The sequence below is a fragment of the Stackebrandtia nassauensis DSM 44728 genome, assembly GCF_000024545.1.
GTDB classification, from domain to species: Bacteria; Actinomycetota; Actinomycetes; order Mycobacteriales; family Micromonosporaceae; genus Stackebrandtia; species Stackebrandtia nassauensis.
Genome location: NC_013947.1, coordinates 3,105,780 through 3,125,134 on the forward strand (window position 1 = coordinate 3,105,780; position 19,355 = coordinate 3,125,134).

The following is a 19,355-nucleotide window of genomic DNA, read 5'->3' on the forward strand; positions in this document are numbered from 1 at the left end:
TGCATGGGTTGTGGGGTGGGTTGCTGGGGGTTACGGGGTGTTGACTTTTTGGGTGGGGGTTGGGAGCATGGAGTGTGGGAGCGCTCCCATGTTGTGGAGGTGTCGGATTTGACGACACTTCTTCCGCCCGACAAGGAGACCTTCATGTCCCAACTCAGACGTTATTGGACGCGGTTCGCCGTGATGTTGTTGTCGATCGGGGCGGTGCTGGTGTCTGGTTCTACGGCCAGCGCTATCCCTGCCGACGGCCCGGCAGTTCAGGCTCGCGTCGACAACCCGTATGCGGGGGCTCGGCCTTACGTAAATCCGGAATGGTCGGCCAAAGCGGCCGCCGAGCCCGGTGGCAGCGCCATCGCGGACCAGCCGACCGGCGTGTGGCTGGACCGCATCGCCGCCATCGAGGGCGCGGGCAGTGCCATGGGCCTGCGCGATCACCTGGACGCGGCCCTCGCCCAGGACGCGAACCTGGTGCAGCTGGTCGTGTACGACCTTCCTGGACGCGACTGTTCCGCACTGGCTTCGAACGGAGAACTCGCTCCCGACGAGATCGGCAGGTACCGCGACGAGTTCATCGATCCGATCGCGGCGATTCTCGCCGACCCGGCCTACGCGGGGTTGCGCATCGTGACCGTTGTGGAGATCGATTCGCTGCCCAACCTCGTGACGAATGTCAGCCCGCGTCCCACGGCGACGCCGGAATGCGATGTGATGGCCGCGAACGGCAATTACGTCAACGGCATCGGTTACGCGCTGCGGCAGTTCGGCGCGATCGACAACGTCTACAACTACCTGGATGTCGGCCATCACGGTTGGCTGGGTTGGGATGACAACTTCGCGCCCGGTGCACGGAAGTTGCTGGAGGGCGCTCAGGCTTCCGGCAGCGTGGACAATGTCCACGGGTTCATCACCAACACCGCCAACTACGGTGCCCTCAAGGAGCCGTACTTCACGATCAATGACACCGTGAACGGCCAGACCGTGCGCCAGGCGAAGTGGATCGACTGGAACCGTTACGTGGACGAGCTGTCCTACGCGCAGGCGTTCCGCGCCGAACTGGTCCGGATCGGCTTCAACTCGGATATCGGCATGTTGATCGACACCGGCCGTAACGGCTGGGGTGGTTCCGCGCGTCCGGCCGGGCCTGGCCCGACTACTTCGGTGGACGCTTATGTCGATGGTGGACGCCTCGATCGCAGGATCCACCTCGGTAACTGGTGCAACCAGTCCGGGGCCGGGCTGGGGGAGCGTCCTACCGCCGCTCCCGAGTCGGGGATCGACGCTTATGTGTGGATGAAACCGCCGGGCGAGTCCGACGGTTCCAGCAAGGAGATCCCCAACGACGAGGGCAAGGGCTTTGACCGGATGTGCGATCCGACTTATGAGGGGAACATCCGCAATGGGTTCAACCCGCCCGGATCGCTTCCCGACGCCCCGCTGTCGGGGCACTGGTTCGGCGCGCAGTTCCGTGAGCTGCTGGCCAACGCCCATCCGCCGCTGACCTGACTCTCACTCACCGCGGTGGCCCCGGTCGGTTAAGACCGGGGCCACCGTTTTCGTGCGTGCGGGTGTCAGGCTTGGCGGTGCCGTCGAGCGCGGATGTTGGCTACCAGCGCGGCAATCAGCGCGAACGCGATGATCGCGCCGACCGGCCACAGTGAGGTCCACAGGGAACCTTGCGCCGGTGTGGGCGTCGCGGCGGCCGCGTCACCGGTCCCGGCGTGGTCGTGACCGGACGCCGTCCACGACATGGCGGTGACCGAGTCGACCTCGGCGTCGATGCCTGTGACCTCCCCGTTGCCGCCGTCGAAGACCACGTCGGCGCAGCTGAAGAAGTTCTCGGCACTGTCGGAACGCACCCACTGGGTGAAGATCAGGTGCTGTCCGCTGCGTTGCGGCAGATCGACGTTCCAGTGGTAGTAGTTGAAACCACCGGGCCCGCCCGACTGGGGCGGGTCGGTGGCACTCCAGAACGGCTCCAGATCGCTCCAGGCCAGCGGGCGGGTGGGGTCCCAGCCGGGTTTGGTGATGTACATGTGGAAGGCGCCGGGGTGGGCGGCCCAGTTGCTGTGCCGCACCTGGATGCTCGCGCCCGAGGTCAGGTGGGTGATTGGCCAGTCGGCGCGGGCCTGGTTGTAGGCGGCGAAGTCGTACGGGGACTTGTCACCGGCACTGCAGATCGTGCCGTCGGGGACGTAGCCCACGTTGCGACCGGCCGCGTTGGAGTCCAGCACGGCGAACCAGTTGTACAGGGGTGTGGCCCCGCCGTCGGCGACCGCGTCGGCGCAGGCGGGGTTGTCGGGTTTGATCTCGCCGGTGTCGGTGAGTCCGTCCAGATAGCACAGGTAGGTGCGGCTGCCGGGCATCATCGTGACGCCGTGGGCGCTGGCCGGGGTGACGGTCGCGAACAGGGTGACGCCGGTGGCGACGAGGATCGCGGCGGCTGCGGCCAGCAGGGAGCGGAGTACGGGCGGGTTGGGGGAGCGCGGCATGGCGGTTCTCCTGGGGCAGGGACAGCGGCCACGACGGGCCGAGGTCCGGACAATGGGTTTGGGAGCGCTCCCACGTTGTCTAGATCGCAACATATCAAAATCGCTCGATGCCTGTCAACGCGTGGCCGGGCTATGAGTCGTCCCACGCTTTGTTGACGTCAAGCGTGGTTGAGGTTGCAGACTCAAGGACCCGACCGACAAAAGGGAGCATCGTCATGCGCGCCATCGTCCTCACGGCATTCGGGCCCGCCGAGAACCTGTCGTATGTCCACATGGACGACCCGGAACCGGCGGCCGGACAGGTCCGCATCGATGTGAAGGCCGTGCCGGTGCAGTTGCTGGAGACCCGGCTGCGCGCCGGGATTCCGCTGGGCCTGCACCCACTGCCGCGACTGCCGCAGGTGCCGGGCGGCAGCGTGGCCGGGGTGGTCGAGGCGGTGGGGCCGCAGGTGGACGAGACCTGGATCGGCACCCGGGTGGCGGCCAGTATCGACGAGGGCGGCAACGCCGAGCTGGCGCTGGCGGACACCTCGCAGCTGTACGTGCTGCCCGAGGGCGTCGACTTCGCCGATGCCACGGTGATGCTGTCCACCGGTCCGACGACGCTGGCGATCCTGGAGCTGGCCGCGCTGGGACCTGAGGACGTGGTGCTGGTGACCGCCGCGTCGGGGGCCATCGGCGGGCTGTTGACCCAGCGGGCGCGGCGGATCGGGGCGACCGTCATCGGGCTGGCCTCGCGGGGCAAGCCGGTGAACGCGGACCTCGTCGTCGACTACACCGACCCGGATTGGGCGGAGCAGGTGCGCGACCGGGGTGTCACCGTGGTGTTGGAGGGCGTGGGCGGCGCGACCGCCGAGGCGGCCCTGGGCCTGCTGGTGCCGGGTGGCCGGGCGGTGTCCTTCGGTGCGGCCTCGGGCGAGTTCGCCAGGTCGGTGCGGGACGACATCACGCATCAGTCGCTGTTCGAGACGTCCTGGATGGAGGTGTTCGCCGACCCCGAGGGCTCGCGGGAGCTGGTGTCCCGCAGCCTGGCCGCGCTGGCCGACGGCAGTTTCACCCCGGCGATACAGCCGTTTCCGCTCGCCGACGCGGCCGAGGCGCACGAGGCGTTGGAGGCGCGCCGTACCAGCGGTCAGGTCGTGCTGATTCCCTGAGCGATGGGCCGGGAATGTCGTAGGGGCGCCATAGGCTATGTCAAAGTCTTGACATAGGAGTGGGCGATGACGACGATCAACCCGGCCGGGCCGTTCAACCTGGCCACCAGCACCCGGTTCCTGGAGGGGTTCGCACCCGCCGCCTATGAGGGCGCGGGCGACGAGGTGCTGCGACTGGCCTTCCCCGCCGACGACGGCAAGGCCGTCGCCGGGGCCGCGCTGCGGCAGGAGACCGACGGGACGGTGCGGGTCGAGATCACTGGCGCGGCCGACGCGGAGGCGGTTGGCGCGCAGGTGCGGCGGATCATGTCGCTGGACATCGACGGCACCGGCTACCCGGCGGTCGTGGCGAGCGATCCGATCGTGAAAGGACTGTCCGAACAGTATCCGGGACTGCGACCGGTGTGCTTCCACTCGCCGTACGAGGCCGCCGCCTGGGCCGTGATCGGGCACCGCATTCGCATCACGCAGGCGGCGGGCATCAAGGCGGCCATGGCGGCCAGACTCGGGGAGACCGTGACGGTCGCCGGACGGCCGGTCGCGGCGTTTCCGACGCCGGAGGTGCTGGCCGAGGTGGGGGAGTTTCCGGGACTGACTGACGTCAAGATCGCGCGGCTGCGCGGGATCGCCGAGGCCGCGCTGGCCGGGGAGCTGGACGCGAAACGGTTGCGGGACATGGCCAGTGCCGACGCGTTGGAGCAGTTGCAGGGCATCGCGGGGATTGGACCGTTCTCGGCGGAGCTGATCCTGATTCGCGGGGCGGGACATCCGGATGTGTTTCCCCGCACCGAGACCCGGCTGCATCGCACCATGACGCAGCTGTACCGGCGCGAGGAGCCGAGTGCGGCGGAGCTGGCGGACATCGCGGCGGACTGGGCACCGTTTCGCAGCTGGGTGGGAGTGCTGCTGCGCGTCCACCGGGAAGCGGTCACCGGTGAGATCGCGCGAGGACGCGCCGCCCGAGCGTGACCGGGACCGGGTGGGCCGCGCCGAGGCACGACCCACACCGGTTGTCTACTTGAGGCCGTAGGAGCGGATGGTGGAGTGCTTGACGGTTTGTCCCTTGTCGTCGGTGGCGCTGAACTTGACGGAGACGAACTTCGCGTCGCCGGGGTGTTCGAGCACCGCGGTGGCCTTGTCGCCCTCACGGTCGACGGTGACGTTCTTCCAGGTCTTGCCGTCGTCATAGGACACCGCGAAGCTCAGCTTCGCGCAGTCGCGGTCCTCGGCACCCGGCTGGGTGACGTATTCCAGGTTCACCTTCTGTGGCTTGGACGCCTTGGCGTAGCCGTTTTTGACACCGGAGGCGTTGAACCGCACCGCCGAGACCGACAGCGAGGCCCCCTCGGTGATGGGACCGGAATCGAACGTCCAGGTCGCCGTGGAGCGGGTACCCAGGGGGGTCCAGTCCGCGCCGTGGGTGACATCGAAGCTCGCCGTGTACCGTCCCTTGTCGTCGGTCGGGATGAAGGCACCCACCCCCGCGTCCTGGCTGGAGTCCAGTTCGGTGCCGTCCTTGCTCAACGTGGCCTTGGTGCCCTTGCCGCCGTAGGAGACGATGATCTCGTCGGCCGAACCGGAGGTGAACACCGGTGGTGTCGCCCCCAGGAAGTCGGTGCTCTCGTCCTCACGGAACCGTCGGAACCCGGAGCCGTAGTAGGGGAACGCGGGATCGGACACCCCCACCGACAGCGGCGCGGACAACCACGTGGCCTTCTCGCTGCCGGGGGAGACCTTGCCGCTGTGGTGCAGCACGTCGTCGATGGGGTCGTCGCCGGTGGCGGGGAAGGTGCCCTGGTGTGACCAGGCGACGTCGTGCGCCGTGCTGTAGTACTCGGTGCGCGTGGTGCCGAGCTTGACGGGTGTGCCCGGCGCGTACGTCATGGGCGGGTAGGCGGCGTTGTCGGCGAGATTGGCGCGCGCCATGTCGGCCGCCGAACCCAGCTTGTTGTAGGTGGTTTCCCGGACGGCGAGCTCCTCGTCGTGGACAGTGAGCGTGGGTTTGGCCGGGATACCCTTCTCCCTCACGCCGAAGAGACTGTACGTGTAAGGCTTCGCGGCACCGGACGGACTGGACAGTTCTGACTGGAGCGTGAGCCCGGCCTTGTGACCCGTGAACTTCTTCGACGGGATCGCGTACGCCTTGGCCGAACCGCTCATCAGGAAGCCCGTGGCGGTTCCCCGCCCGTCGGCGGGATTGTTGAACACGCTGAAGTCGCTGACGCCCGCGACGGCGTCGTCGGCGTCCACATCAAAACCCACGCGTTTGGCCTTGCCGCCGTCGACCTTGACGGTCTGGTCCTTGTCGGTGACGGTGAGGTCGAAGACGGTCGTGATGACGTTGTCCCCCTTGGCGACGGCGGCCTGGAACGCGTAGTCACCGGCGGGCAGCGCGACGGTGGCGGTGCCGCCGTTCTCCATGAACAGGTCGCGTTTGCCTTCGGTGAGGTGGGCCCAGCCGCCGCTGATGGCCTCGGGAGCCGAGCCGTCCTTCCAGGAGAACTTCACGGTGACCTTGGTGGTGTCGGCCGTGGCGGTGGTGTCGTCGTCCAGCGACGACTTTCCGAGCCTGTCCGGCGAGGGTACGTCCCGGGCGTCGGTGTATCCGTTGCGCAGCAACGCGTCGACGTTGAACAGCCGGTCGTCGATCTTGCCCGCGGCCACGTCGGTGAGGCTGCCGGTGGGGATGAGGATCCGGTCTCCGCCGGGCAGGCGGGGGCTGTGGAACTGCGGCGGTCTTCCGTTGGTGTTTATCGGTATCAGGGCACCGTCGCGACTGACGCGTACCTTGTCACCGGTCGGCAGGGTGACGATCGGGGCGCCGACGGCGGACGATGCGGTGGGTTCATCGCTGGTGTGGCTGAACGGATCGGCGTAGGCGAGTCCGCCAGTGGCCGTGAGCAGCACGGCCAGCCCGGCGACGGCGATACGTTTTCGCATATTGACCTTTCTGTTGGTACCCGCCGCGAAAACGGTGGGTACCAACAGAAACGAGGTCAGGAGTGCGGTTCGGGTGACACCCAGGTGAAGTTGAGGGACCGTTCGAAGTTGACGTACCCGGCGGCGTGGCCGCAGGGGCAGATCGGGGGAGGGCATGTCGGGTTACTTTTCGTTGCCGCGAGGTCATGGAACGCTCTCGGGTTCGCGCTTGGTGCGCCCATGAGCTGCGTCAAGACTGAGATACGCGACATAGGAGGGCGGTCGCGTACGCGACCGCCCCCTTCTCGGTGGAAACCGGAGGACGCTACTGGCGGTGCACCCGGACGTAGTCGATCGCCATCGATTCCTCGTCCACGGTCGGCGGGATGTCGGCGAAGACGAACATGTCCAACACGAGCGCGCCCTCGCCCTCGTGCGGGCCGCCCCGGCAGATCTCCTCGCCGTCGAGGTACCAGACGGTCTCGTCGGGGCCGAGCTGCTGGCCGATGGTGTGCCAGCCCTTGTTGAGGTCTTCCTTGGCGTTGTAGGTGCAGCCGGAGTCGGAGAAGTGGTTGGTCAGGTACAGCGCCCGCGGGTTGTCGCTGTAGTACTCGTAGGTGTCCTGTTCGTTGGAGCCGTTGCCGTTCCAGGTCCAGGTCGACGGCCAGAAACCGGCCTCGTCGGGCAGCTGGAGCCGGGTCTCGACGTAGTCACCGGCCTTGACGCTGAAGGGCTTGGCGGGTTCGTGGCCGCAGGCCTGGCCGGTGGAGATGAGGCCGCTGGACCATTCGTAGCCGGACTGCGGGTTGTCGCGGCGGGCGGTGATGGACAGCTGGCCGTCGGCGACCGACAGCGCGTCCCAGGTGTGCCACTCCAGCTGCTTGTTTCCCTTGTTGCCCAGGCACTGGTCGGCTTCGGCGTCGGAGTGGATCGACCACTTGGACTTGTCGATGGCGTCGCCGTCGAACTCGTCGGCGAAGGCTGTGGGCCACTGGCTGCCCGGGGCGCCCTTGGTGTCGGCCAGGGCCGGGTAACCGATCGCGGCGGTGGCGCCGAGGATGACGGTTACCGACAGGGAAATGGCCAAGGTTCGTTTCTTCACCGAATGTCCGCTTTCTGTAGTTGTGGTCGATGTAGATCCTGACGGTGGATTCCCGGTAGGTCAACGCGCAACACTCCTGGTAGTGGGGCGTTTATGGGATCAAAGAGCGTCGATGCCTCAGCTGAGCTGGCCGTAGCCGACCGTCACACCCCCAACCGCCGCTGTGAAGCTTCCTTAGAGCTGCGTGGCAACTGCAGCCGCATGTCCTTTGCGAGGGTGAGGACGGCCGCCAGGATTGGCCTCGCGTTACCGATGGAGGAGGTGCCAGATGCGCAGCAGGGACTTCTAAAGCCGGCACAAGTTATCAGCAGCAGCTTCGATCGAAGGAGGTGTCGGATGCGCGGTAGGGACCAGTAAAGCGTTCATCGGCCGTCGGTCCATATCCGACGCCGATCGCGCGGTCCCGGGCCGGTCACAGGTCGCCGGCCCGGGACCGCGCATGCCATGACCTTTGAGGAATCAGGAGACAGCCGATGGTCGACACGCCCACCCGAGTCCGGTATCGCGACGTGTTCGCGGTGCGCGAGTTCCGCGCGCTGTGGCTCGCGGAACTGCTGTCCATCTGCGGCGACCAGCTGGCCAGGGTGGCGCTGTCGGTCATGGTGTTCAACAGCACCTCCTCGGCCACCCTCACCGGTCTGACCTACGGCCTGACATACGCACCGTCCCTCGTGGGCGGAATCCTCCTGACCGGTATCGCCGACCGGTTTCCGCGCCGCACCGTCATGGCCGTCGTCGACCTGTTGCGCGCCGCGCTGATCCTGCTGGTCGTGATACCGGGGATGCCGTTTTGGGGACTGTGTGTCCTGGTCGGATCGGTGTCGCTGCTGAACCCGGTGTTCAAGGCGGCGCAGCTGGCGGTGCTGCCCGACATGCTGCCCGGGGACCGGTTCGCGGTCGGCATGGCCATCCGGCAGATGACGATCCAGTTCGCGCAGCTGCTGGGATTCGCCGGTGGCGGACTGCTGATCGCCGTCGTCAGCGCGCACACCGCGCTGGTCGCGGACTCGGCGACGTTCCTGGCGTCGGCGCTGTTCGTGTGGACCGGGCTGCGGGCCCGCCCCGCGGCGGTCGACACCGCGACGAGCCGTCCCGGCTGGCTGTCGGCCATGAGCCGGGGCGCTCGACTGGCCTTCACCGACCGCGGCCTGCGCACCCTCATGCTGCTGGGCTGGCTGATGGCGGTGATCACCGTCTACGAGGGACTCGCGGCCCCGTACGCCGCGGACCTCGGCGGCGGTTCGGCGTACACCGGGCTGCTGCTGGCCGCCGATCCGCTCGGCGGTGTCATCGGCGCGTACCTGTTCGGCCGCTGGGTGCCCGCGTGGCTGCGTCCCCGGCTGGTGGGGACGCTGGCCATCGTGGCCGCGGGCCTGCTGGGCGGTTGCCTGCTGCGGCCGGGTCTGCCCGGCTCGCTGCTGCTGTTCGTGGTGTGCGGCGGCCTGGGGACGATCGTGGTCATGCAGGCGTCCACCACGTTCACCACGGCGGTGCCGGACGAGCACCGCGGCCAGGTCGTCGGACTGTCGAACACCGGGCTGTCCACGGCCTCGGGGGCCAGTCCGCTGCTGGCGGGCATGATCGCCGACGAGATCGGGGCGGTGGAGACGGTGGGCTGGTTCGGTCTGGCCAGCGCGGCCCTGGCGGTGCCGCTGAGCATCGCGTGGTGGCGCACCTACCGTGGCGACCGGCGACGGTGGACGCCCGAGGAGTAAAACGCGATACCGCTTGGACCTACGGCGAATATGGTGTGATTGTAGAGCGCGTGGAATCCGAGGAGTCGAAGCGAGACGGCGAGGACTTCGGTGTCCTGCTGCGGACGTACCGAGTGCGGCGAACCTGGACGCAGTCCGAACTCGCCGGTCACGCCAAGGTCAGCGTCCGCACCATCAGCGGTTTGGAACTCGGCCGCGCCCGGCCCCGGCTGGCCACGGCGCGGATGCTCGCCGACGCCCTGGGTCTCGACGGCCCGGACCGCGACGGGTTTCTGGCGGCGGCGCACGGGAACCAGCCCGCCGAGCCGACACCGGACTCCACACAGGAACCGGTCCCGGCGCAGCTGCCCACCGACATCGTGGACTTCACCGGCCGCGCCGAGGAACTGGCCACACTGGACGACGCGTTGCCGGGTCTCGGTGGCGGAGCCACGGTCGTGGTACTGACCGGAACCGCGGGAGTGGGCAAGACGGCGCTGGCGGTGCGCTGGGCGCATCGGGTGGCCGGGCGTTTCGACGACGGACAGCTGTACGTGAACCTGCGCGGCTTCGGCCCCGGCCCGCCGGTGCGGACCATCGAGGTGGTCGCCGGATTCCTCGCCGCGCTCGGCGTCCCCGCGGCCCGGATCCCGTTCAAGGAGGAACAGGCCACCGCGCTGTACCGGTCACTGATGTCGGGCCGCCGGATGCTGGTGGTGCTCGACAACGCCGCCGACGCCGACCAGGTCCGTCCCCTGATGCCCAGCGGCCGCGACAGCCTCGTGCTCGTCACCAGCCGCCACCTGCTCACCGGCCTGATCGTCAGCCACGGCGCCCAGCAGCTGACCGTGGCGCCGCTGTCGGCCACCGACGCCAGCGACCTGGTCACCGCCATCGTCGGCGCCAGCCGCACTGCGGCGAAGCCGGAGGCGGTCACCGCGCTGGCCGACAGCTGCGCGCGACTGCCGCTGGCGCTGCGGATCGCCGCCGCCAACGTGCGCGCCGACCGCTACCGCGACATCGGCGACTACGTCGACGAACTGCGGCACGGCGACCGGCTCGCCTCGTTGAGTGTGGACGGCGACCCCACCGCCTCGGTGCGGGGCACCTTCGACTGGTCCTACGCGCGGCTGTCCGCACCGGTGCAGCGGTTGTTCCGGCAGCTCGGAATGGTGCCCGGCCCCGGCATCAGCGCCGAGGCGGCCGCGGCCCTGGGCGGCACCGGCTCGGCCGAGGCGAGCCGGGGGCTGCGCGCGCTGGCCGACGCGCACCTGCTCGAGGCGCTTCCCGGCCAGCGCTACACCTTCCACGACCTGTTGCGCGCCTACGCCACCGAACGCGGCCTGGCCGTCGACAGTCCCGCCGAACGCGAGGCGGCACTGCGCCGACTGCTCGACTGGTACCTGCGCAGCGCGACCGCCGCCGTGGAACTGTTGTTCCCCACGGGATTGCGGCTACCGCTGCCGGAGTCTCCCGCCGAGGTCGAAGCCGTCGCACCCACCGACCGGGCCGAGGCGCTGTCGTGGCTGACGACCGAGCGCCGCAACCTCGTGGCCGCCGTGACCCACGCCGCCGACATCGGGATGTACGAGCCCGCCTGGCGGCTCGGCGACGCTCTCAACGGCTACTTCGACCATGCCGGATACCCGGTGGACTGGCTCGCCGTCGGGCTCGCCGCCCGCACCGCGGCCGAGTCCGACGGCGACCTCGCCGCCCGGTCGGCGGCGGCGATCAACCTGGCGCACGCGTACCACAACGGCGGTGACGTCGACGCCGCCATCCCACACGGCCTGGACGCGCGATCACTGGCCGCGCGGGCCGGATGGACGGCCGGGGAGGCCAGGGCACTCAACCGGCTCGCCGTCCTGTACGCCGACGGCGGTTCACTGGATCGCGCCGCCGTACTGTTCGCCGAGGCGCTGGAACTGGACCGCCGGACCGGCGACCGGGCGGGCGAGGCGAAGCGCCTGATGAACCTCGGTCTGTGCGCCATGCTCAGCGGCCATTTGCCCGACGCGGCCGGGTATCTGCGCGAGGCCCTCGACATGCCCGGCGCCGCGACCTGGCGATACGCCACGGCCCTGCCCAACCTCGGTGTGGTGCAGCGCTTGATGGGCGACTTCGACGCGGCCGCCGACACCTTCGGTCAGGCCCTGGCCGCCAGCAACCAGGACGGAACCGACCTGCCGTTCAACCACACCGAGTACGCGGAGCTGTGCCTCGACCGGGGCCGGTTCGACGAAGCCCGCGAGCACGCCGACGCCGCCGAGACCATCGCCCGTGACTCCGGTGAACGGCGCAGCCAGGTGTGGGCGCTCAAGACCCAGGCGGTGATCGAACTGCGGCAGGGCTGCCCGGCCGAAGCCGCGGAACGCTTCGAGCGTCTGCTGGACATCATCGGTGATCAGGGGTTCTTCACGCAACGGGTCATCGCGCTGGTCGGTCTGGCCGACGCACGACGTCGCCTCGGCCGCCTCGAGGCCGCCGTCGCCCACGCCGAGGAGGCGCTGGCCCTGTCCCGGGCCAAGGGCCACCGGATCCATGAGGGTGAGGCGCTCACCGCGCTGGCCGACATCCACCTCGACCGGCACCGCGCCGCCGACCCCGCCGCGCTCGACCAGGCCCTGGCCCACGCCGAACGCGCGCTGGAACTGCAACGCCGAACCGGGCACCGGCTCGGCGAGGCCCGGACCCTGATCGTCCTGGCGCACATCACCGGCCATGCCGGACGCGACGAGGACGCGGCCCGGATCCGCGACGAGGCCGTCGCCCTGTGTGACCACATCGGACTGCCGGAGGCCGAAGCACGGCTCAGCTGAGCTGACCGTCGTAGTCGGGCAGCTGGAAGGCCCGGTCGTAGTAGCCGCCCTTGAAGTCGGTGTCCCGGTTGCCGATGTTGGCCGTGATCTCGTGACCGGCCTCGGTGAACTCCTTGCGGCAGCGGGCCTTGCCCTTGGACTTCGACTCCTCGAACTCGCGCAGGCAGATGTCGTCGGGGGAGTACCCGGCGGCGCGCAGTTCCGCCAGCGACTTCTCCTTGGCGTGTTCCTTGCGGGCGGTGACGATGAGGACGGTCATGCCCAGCTTGCGGGCGTACTTCTCCGCCTTGAGGACCGGCGGGTTGGCCTTGCCGGGGTGGTATTCGGTCTCCAGGGCGGTGTTGTCGATGTCCAGCACGATCGCGGCGTTCTCGCTGTCGTGCTCGTCGAGATAGGAGTCGATGCCCTTCAACGCGGCCTTGACGTCGTCCTGCCAGGCGTCGTAGCTGGAGCGTTCCTCATCAGGAGGGCTGACCGGCGTACAGGCGGCCGTGACCAGCAGCGCCAGCGACAGTGTCCATAGGGTGCGCTTGAGCATGGTCGTCGCTGTTTCCTCCGGCCGGACGGTCAGGTGGCCACCATGATGACACGAGGTCTCCTTAAAGCTGCCTGACAACTGCCGCTGTGTTGCCTTGTCGCGCACCCGTACCCCCGCCACGATTGAGGACCCCGGGCCGGGAACCCCCCTGACCGGCCCGGGGCAACGCGTGCCCGCGCGGAATGTGACGACAGAGGATACAGTGGATGGTTGATGCCCGTGCCCGGGTGAGATACCGCGACGTCTTCGGGGTGCCGGAGTTTCGCGCGCTGTGGTTCGCCGAACTGCTGTCCATCTGCGGCGACCAACTGGCCCGGGTGGCGCTGTCGGTCATGGTGTTCACCGCCACCGACTCGGCCGCTCTCACCGGTTTGACCTACGGCCTGACCTACGCGCCCTCCCTTGTCGGCGGAATCCTCCTCTCCGGACTGGCCGACCGCTTCCCTCGCCGCGAGGTCATGGCCGTCACCGACGTGGTGCGCGCGGGCCTGATCCTGCTGGTGGCGATACCGGGCCTGCCGTTTTGGGTGCTGTGCGTCCTGGTGGGATCGGTGTCGCTGCTGACCCCGGTGTTCAAGGCGGCGCAGATCGCGGTGCTGCCCGAGATCCTGTCCGAGGAACGATTCGCCGCCGCCATGGCGATCCGTCAGATGACGATCCAGGTGGCGCAGCTGCTGGGCTTCGCCGGGGGCGGCCTGCTGATCGCCGCCGTCAGCGGACAGACCGCGCTGGTCCTGGACGCCGCGACCTTCCTGTTCTCGGCGCTGCTGGTACGGATGGGGCTTCGCGCCCGTCCGGCCGCCGCCTCGGCGTCCACCCGGCCCAGCTGGCTGCACTCCATGCGTCAGGGCGCCCGGCTGGCCTTCACCGACCGGGGCCTGCGCACCCTGATGCTGCTGACCTGGCTGATGGCCGTGCTCACCGTCTATGAGGGACTCGCGGCCCCGTACGCCGTGGCGCTGGGCGGCGGCTCGGCCGTCACCGGGCTGCTGTTGACCGCCGATCCGCTCGGCGGGGTGATCGGCGCGTACATCTTCGGCCGCTGGGTGCCAGCGCAGCTGCGGCCCCGGCTGATCGGTCCACTGGGGATCCTTGCCGCGGCGTGTCTGCTGGGCTGTCTGCTGCAACCGGGGCTGATCGCCTCGCTGCTGCTGTTCGTCGTGTCCGGCGGGCTGGGCACCATCGTGGTCATGCAGGCGACCACCACGTTCACCGTGGCGGTACCTGATGCCAACCGTGGCCAGGTGATGGGCTTGTCCAACACCGGGTTGAGCACGGCCTCGGGACTGAGCCCGCTGCTGGCCGGGGTGCTGGCCGACGACCTCGGGGCGGTGGAGACCGTGGGCTGGTTCGGTCTCGCCAGCGTCGCCGTCGCCGTTCCGCTCGCCGTTCTGTGGCGACGCGTCATGCGCAGTGACCAGCACCGATGGGTTCCGTCGGAGTAGACCCACCTCAAGTATCGAACCCGGGCAGCGTGGCTGTCCGGGCATCCGGACTTGCGCGTTCGCCACTCTAGTGTCATACTGACGTCATGAAGAACATCTTTAAGACGCTCACCAATGTCAGGTTCCAGACCGACCGCCGCTCGCACGATGTCATCCTCGCCGCACGTCGCACCGCCTGGGAGGCGCGAGTCGACGCACAGTCAGGGAAGTGGGGTGTTCACATCGGTGAGACGCCCTACCGGACGCTCATATAAGCGGTGACGTCACAGCGCCGCCAAAGGGTGTCAGGCAGTCGGTCTGGCGCGGAGGGCGTCGGCGATACCGTGCCGCGCCAGGGCCAGTTCGTAGCGCTGCCCGGCCTGGCTGGCCAGCTCCGCCGCCTGCCGAAACTGCGCCAGCGCCGCCTCGGGGTCACCGCAGGCCAGCAGGGTCCGGCCGTACTCGCAGCGGATGCCGGTCTCCAGGACGGGCCGCGCGTCCGGCGACAGCAGTGCCAGCGCCTGCCGGTGCCGCTCAAGCGCGTCCGGCAGTTCGTTCTGCTCCCGCAGGATGGCACCCAGTCGGTTCAGGGCCTGGACCAGTACCTCGACGGCGTCGTGGCGTCGTCCGTAGTCGACGGCCTCCTCCTCGACGCGGCGGGCGTCGGCCAGTCGTCCCTCGGAGAGATACGCCATCGCCAGATTGTCGAGGGTCTGGGCCAGCAGTAGCGGCCGGTCGAGCTCCCGGAACCGTTCCATCGCCGATTCCGCCAGTTCCCTTCCCCGGGACGGGTTTCCCAACCGCACATGGACTTCGCAGGCGTTGGACTCGGCGATGGCCAGCGACACGGTGTCGCCGGCCGTCGCCGCCAGCTCCGCCGCCCGTTCCAGGTGCGACAGTGACCGCTGGTAGTTGCCGAGTTCCTTGTGGACGACACCGAGATTGCCGTGAACCGAGGCCGCGCCGGACACGTTGCCGATACTGTCGTGAATCTCCAGGGCCTCGGTATAGCAGTCCACCGCCGGTGCGAACCGGGCCGCCGTCAGATGCGCGTTGCCCAGCAGATTGAGCCATACCGCCTGCCGCTGGGTGTCGCCTTTGGAGCGGGAGGCCCGCACCGCCAGCGACGCGACCGCGGGCTGTTCGGTCGAGGGGGAATGGTCGCGCAGGTAGGGCAGCACACAGGCCGCCAGATCGAGGACGAGACCGGGCGCGTCGGCCACCGATGTGGACAGAAGACTCAGCAGCGCCGTTTCCTCGGCGGCGAACCAGGACAGCGCCGCCGCGTGCCCGTCCAGGAGCGGTGGCGTGATGCCCGGCGGCGGTGGCGGCAGGTCCGGCAACCGCGCGATGTCGGGATCCAACACCTTGATGGCGGCGTGAGCGTGATGCAGGTAGTGGTCGCGCAACCGGCCGACCGGAGCGAGGACGTCGCGTTCGTCGCGGGCCAGCGCCTCGGCGGCGAACCGGCGGATGAGGTCGTGCATCCGGTAGCGGCCACCGGGTTCGGCGTCGACCAGGCTGACGTCCACCAGGGCGTCCAGGTCGGTGAGCAATGCGTCGACCGGCGCACCCGCCAGCGCGGCGGCGGTGGCCGCGTCGAAATCGCTGCCGGGACACAGTGCCAGCAGCCGGAACAGGCGACGCTGCCCGTCAGTCAACTCGCGATAGGACAGTCCGAGGGTGGAGGCGACACTGCGGGAACCGGCCGCCAGTTCGTCCAGCAGGCGGTAGTCCTTGGACAACCGCTCCAGCAGATCGGCCGCCGACCACGTGGGACGGCTGCGCAGCCGGGCCGCCGCGATCCTGATCGCCAGCGGCAGACCGCCGCACAGTTCCACGACGCGGTCGATCGCGGCCCGGTCGTCGTCGTTGAGATCGTCAATCCCCGCGGCGGCGGCGAACAGCCGCGCCGAGGGTTCCAAGTCCAGCGGCTCCAACGAGATCGGCCGGATGTCGTCCAGACCGGACAGCCGTCTGCGGCTGGTGATGATGGTCAGGCACCCCGAATCACCCGGCAGCAACGGCGACAGCTGGGCCTCGTCGCGGGCGTTGTCGAGCAACAGGAGTACTCGCCGTCCGGCCAGCATGGACCGGAACTTGGCGGCCCGCGCGTCGACACTCTCCGGGATGGCGTTTCGTGGCACTCCCAGCGAATCCAGCAGTGCCGACAACGCCTCGGCGGGAGCCATCGGCGGCACCGAGTCGGTGAAACTGTGCAGATTCAGGTAGAGCTGACCGTCGGGGTAGCGCTCGGCCAGCCGCCGCGCCGCGTGCACCGCCAGCGTGGTCTTGCCGATCCCGGCCATCCCGTCGACGACGATGACCCGCGAATCGTCGGCCGCGTCCACAAGCGTCCGCAGTGGCGATTCCCGGCCGGTGAAGGCGGTGGTGTCGGCGGGCAGCTGCGCCGGTGTCTCCCGACCGGACACCACGGCGGGACTGTCGGTGACGTGCCGCAGTTCGGGGTCGTGACTCAGGATGCGTTTGTGCAACCGCCGCAGGCGCTCCACGGGTTCGGCGCCTTGCCGCTCCCGCAACAGTTTCCGGGTCTCGGCGTAGCGCGCCAGGGCGTCGGAGGGACGGTCGGCGCGGTACAACGCCAACATCAGCTGCGCGACCAGTGACTCCACCAGCGGGTGTCTGCCGACCAGTTCCTCAAGCTCGGGGATGACGGACTCGTGGTAACCCAGCGCCAACTCCGAGTCGAACAACGCCGACAGCACCGCCAGCTGCTCGCGCCGCAACGCCTCTCGCGTCTGCGACGCCCAGTGTCCGTCCACCGTGGCCAGCGCCTCACCGGTCCACAGCGAACAGGCTTCGCGGTAATCCCGGACGGCGGTCTCGTGGTCACCGGCGCGCGCCGCCTCGCGCGCCCGGGTCACCAGGCGCCGCATCGCGATCAGGTCGATGTCCTCGGGTTCGATGACCAGCTGATAGCCGTCGTTTCCGGCCCGCGTCAGCGCGACGCCGTCATGCTGGAGCAGCCGCCGCAGCCGGGCCAGATACGAGTACAGGGTGCTGAACACCTTGTCCGGCGGGTCGTCACCCCACACCCGTTGCAGCAGCGCGGCCGTGGCGACCGGTTGACCCGGTGTCATCGCCAGGGCCGCCAGCACGCAGGACTGTTTCGACGGACCCGCCCGCACCCAACCGTGCTCGCCCGCGACCTCCACGGAGCCCAACAGCCGGATCAACACGGACCCACCCTAGCTTGGCTCCTCAGTGACCAGCTGCTCGAAGAGGAACTCGTGCTTCAGGTAGGACACGTCGTGCTCATGCCCCGGATACGGGGGGATGAGCGGGGCGGCCTGGATGAGCCGCCAGCCGTCCTTGAGCGCGTCGACGCCGGTGGCGTACGGCGGTTCGTCACTGTCTCCTGTGGTGGGGGAGGTGGCGCCGATGCCGTCGTACACCGCCCAGCCGATGACGCGCGAGTCCAGGGCCGAGGTGCCCAGGTAGAGGACGAGTACTTTCTGCCGAGTCATGGTTCTCCCTGTCAGAGTGCGGGCGCCAGGCGCTGTGGACGGTTTCCGGTGTTGGTGTGCCAGCGGTGCAGGTCGAAGGTGTCGTCGCCGGTGAGCGCCCGCCACAGCCTGACCCGCTGGTACACGTCCAGGCGGCCCGAGGCGTTCTCCTGCCAGTCGAAGCGGGTTTCCAGTTCCCGCATCACATCGGGGTGGTCGAGGTCGTCGGTGTTCCACAGCAGCCGCTGTTTGACGGTGGGGTTGAAGCGGATCTTGAACATGTACCGGGTGGTGTCGGTGTCGTTGCGGCGGCCGCCGTGCCAGATGCCGTGGTGCAGGAACACGACGGTTCCGGCCGGACAGGTCAGTCTCGTCTGGCCGCGCAGGTTCTGGTAGCGGCCGATGTCGGATTCGTTGATCTGGCGCAGATGGGTGCCCGGGACGCTGAGGGTGCCGCCCATGTCGAGGGTGACCTCGTGCGGGTAGTACATGAGCTGGACGTCGAAGGCGTCGGTGCGGGTGTCGATGATGGCGTCGGCGTGCAACGGTTGCGCCTCACCGTTGTGGGGCGGGCGGATGTGGACGGCGTGATGGTCGACGGTCGCGTATGGACCGACGAGGCTGTGGATCGCGCCCGCCACCGCGGGCAGGTCGACCAGTCGCCGGGCGAAGGTACCGGGTGCGAACGCCTCCTCGACCGGGGTGCCCGGCGGTGAGACCGGGATACCGGCGTCCAGGGCCGCGATGGCCTGGGCGTTGAGCTCGTCGGGTACCACGGCGTCCATGCGCAGACTGCCGTGCGAGACGAAGTGGGCCAGTTGCACCGAGGTGAGCAGCCGTTCGCGTGCGGGGTGAGTCATCGATGTCCTCTACGGTGGGGGAGCGTCATTGTGGTCGCTGGTGGGTAAGCGTACGGACGGAAATGCGTTGGCACATGGGATGAGATCACCAATCACTGGTAAATTCTCACCATGCTGATCGACGGTGGCGCCGCGGTCTCCATCGGACTGGACGATCCGCCGCACGTCGTGCAGGCCGGGGTCGGGGTGCACGGAGTACAGAGTCGAACCGATGTCTTCCGGTTGCCGGACCTGTGGCAGCTGCACCTGTACCAGTACGAGGGCGTGCTGAGCCTCGGCGGCCGCTCGCACGACATCCGGCCCGGCCGCGTCAGTCTGATCCCACCGGCCACCACCGTCGAGTTCAGCTACAGGGGACGCTCCGAGCACCTGTACGCGCATTTTCGCGCAGCATCCGGCGTGGCCGTACCGGTCATGCAGGACGCCGCGACCGCCGCACCGCTGTTGTGCGGGCTGCTCAGCGAGGCGGTGCGCGAGCGGGGCAGCGTGGCCGCGCACGCCGCCGTGTGGGCGGCACTGTGGAAGGTCGCGAACCTGCCCTCGGACACTGGCCACCTGGGGCACGCGGCGGTGCGGGTGGCCATGGACCACATCGAATGGCGCCTGGCCGAACCCATGACCGTGCCCCAGATCGCCGACGCGGCCGGGATCTCCCACAACCACCTGACCCGGCTGTTCCGAGCCGAGACCGGCACGTCCGTCGTCGGTTATATCCGGGCGCGGCGCATGGGGCGCGCTGAGCACCTGCTGACCGAGACCACCGTGCCCATCGCCACGGTGGCCGCCACTGTGGGTATTCCGGATCTCCAGGCGTTCAACAAGATCTGCCGCCGCGAGCTGGGCGCCTCACCCAGTCGCGTCCGCGCACGCGGCCGGTGATCGCGACCTG

15 protein-coding genes are annotated in these 19,355 nt (G+C 69.0%); 8 read left to right on the forward strand and 7 right to left on the reverse strand.

Annotated elements, in window-relative coordinates; genetic code table 11:
• The first annotated feature begins 144 nt into the window (after positions 1–144).
• Positions 145–1,503 carry a glycoside hydrolase family 6 protein gene (locus SNAS_RS14525; protein WP_013018193.1) on the forward strand — a complete coding sequence of 453 codons (1,359 nt, stop codon included), beginning with the start codon at positions 145–147 and terminating at the stop codon, positions 1,501–1,503.
• Between the two features lie 65 nt (positions 1,504–1,568).
• Here SNAS_RS14525 and SNAS_RS14530 read toward each other — a convergent pair whose 3' ends face one another.
• Entirely contained in the window at positions 1,569–2,489 is a 921-nt protein-coding gene (locus tag SNAS_RS14530) for a lytic polysaccharide monooxygenase auxiliary activity family 9 protein (protein WP_013018194.1), read from the reverse strand.
• A gap of 215 nt (positions 2,490–2,704) precedes the next feature.
• On the opposite strand from SNAS_RS14530, the gene SNAS_RS14535 reads away from it, so the two are divergent.
• Together SNAS_RS14535 and SNAS_RS14540 are read left to right on the forward strand one after the other, a co-directional pair.
• Positions 2,705–3,643: a zinc-binding dehydrogenase gene (locus SNAS_RS14535; RefSeq protein ID WP_013018195.1), complete on the forward strand. Its 939-nt coding sequence runs from the start codon at positions 2,705–2,707 to the stop codon at positions 3,641–3,643.
• A 66-nt stretch (positions 3,644–3,709) separates the two neighbouring features.
• On the forward strand, positions 3,710–4,612 hold the full coding sequence (locus SNAS_RS14540; protein ID WP_013018196.1) for a DNA-3-methyladenine glycosylase family protein: 903 nt from the start codon (positions 3,710–3,712) through the stop codon (positions 4,610–4,612).
• Between the two features lie 45 nt (positions 4,613–4,657).
• On the opposite strand, the gene SNAS_RS14545 is transcribed toward SNAS_RS14540, so the two are convergent.
• Positions 4,658–6,583 carry a hypothetical protein gene (locus tag SNAS_RS14545; protein WP_013018197.1) on the reverse strand — a complete coding sequence of 642 codons (1,926 nt, stop codon included), beginning with the start codon at positions 6,581–6,583 and terminating at the stop codon, positions 4,658–4,660.
• A 304-nt stretch (positions 6,584–6,887) separates the two neighbouring features.
• Complete coding sequence (locus SNAS_RS14550) at positions 6,888–7,664, reverse strand: glycoside hydrolase family 16 protein (protein ID WP_013018198.1); 777 nt, start codon at positions 7,662–7,664, stop codon at positions 6,888–6,890.
• 473 nt (positions 7,665–8,137) lie between these two features.
• On the opposite strand from SNAS_RS14550, the gene SNAS_RS14555 reads away from it, so the two are divergent.
• Together SNAS_RS14555 and SNAS_RS14560 are read left to right on the forward strand one after the other, a co-directional pair.
• Positions 8,138–9,379, forward strand: a complete 1,242-nt coding sequence (locus tag SNAS_RS14555) for an MFS transporter (protein ID WP_013018199.1) — start codon at positions 8,138–8,140, stop codon at positions 9,377–9,379.
• 50 nt (positions 9,380–9,429) lie between these two features.
• Positions 9,430–12,177 carry an ATP-binding protein gene (locus SNAS_RS14560; protein WP_013018200.1) on the forward strand — a complete coding sequence of 916 codons (2,748 nt, stop codon included), beginning with the start codon at positions 9,430–9,432 and terminating at the stop codon, positions 12,175–12,177.
• On the opposite strand, the gene SNAS_RS14565 is transcribed toward SNAS_RS14560, so the two are convergent.
• Complete coding sequence (locus tag SNAS_RS14565; RefSeq protein ID WP_013018201.1) at positions 12,170–12,715, reverse strand: HAD family acid phosphatase; 546 nt, start codon at positions 12,713–12,715, stop codon at positions 12,170–12,172. The genes SNAS_RS14560 and SNAS_RS14565 overlap by 8 nt on opposite strands.
• A 206-nt stretch (positions 12,716–12,921) precedes the next feature.
• Here SNAS_RS14565 and SNAS_RS14570 point away from each other — a divergent pair, with 206 nt between their 5' ends.
• Positions 12,922–14,160 (forward strand): MFS transporter, encoded by a 1,239-nt coding sequence (locus SNAS_RS14570; RefSeq protein ID WP_013018202.1) that lies wholly within the window; start codon positions 12,922–12,924, stop codon positions 14,158–14,160.
• 86 nt (positions 14,161–14,246) lie between these two features.
• Positions 14,247–14,414, forward strand: a complete 168-nt coding sequence (locus SNAS_RS35735; RefSeq protein ID WP_013018203.1) for a hypothetical protein — start codon at positions 14,247–14,249, stop codon at positions 14,412–14,414.
• Between the two features lie 30 nt (positions 14,415–14,444).
• Here SNAS_RS35735 and SNAS_RS14575 read toward each other — a convergent pair whose 3' ends face one another.
• The 3 genes from SNAS_RS14575 to SNAS_RS14585 are packed head-to-tail and all read right to left on the reverse strand — an operon-like array spanning position 14,445 to position 18,466.
• Positions 14,445–17,339 carry an AfsR/SARP family transcriptional regulator gene (locus SNAS_RS14575; protein WP_013018204.1) on the reverse strand — a complete coding sequence of 965 codons (2,895 nt, stop codon included), beginning with the start codon at positions 17,337–17,339 and terminating at the stop codon, positions 14,445–14,447.
• Between the two features lie 9 nt (positions 17,340–17,348).
• On the reverse strand, positions 17,349–17,627 hold the full coding sequence (locus tag SNAS_RS14580; RefSeq protein WP_013018205.1) for a hypothetical protein: 279 nt from the start codon (positions 17,625–17,627) through the stop codon (positions 17,349–17,351).
• Positions 17,628–17,638: 11 nt separating this feature from the next.
• Positions 17,639–18,466, reverse strand: coding sequence for a phytanoyl-CoA dioxygenase family protein (locus SNAS_RS14585; protein ID WP_013018206.1), 828 nt, complete (start codon positions 18,464–18,466; stop codon positions 17,639–17,641).
• Between the two features lie 111 nt (positions 18,467–18,577).
• On the opposite strand from SNAS_RS14585, the gene SNAS_RS14590 reads away from it, so the two are divergent.
• Entirely contained in the window at positions 18,578–19,345 is a 768-nt protein-coding gene (locus SNAS_RS14590) for an AraC family transcriptional regulator (protein ID WP_013018207.1), read from the forward strand.
• The last annotated feature ends 10 nt before the right edge of the window (positions 19,346–19,355 follow it).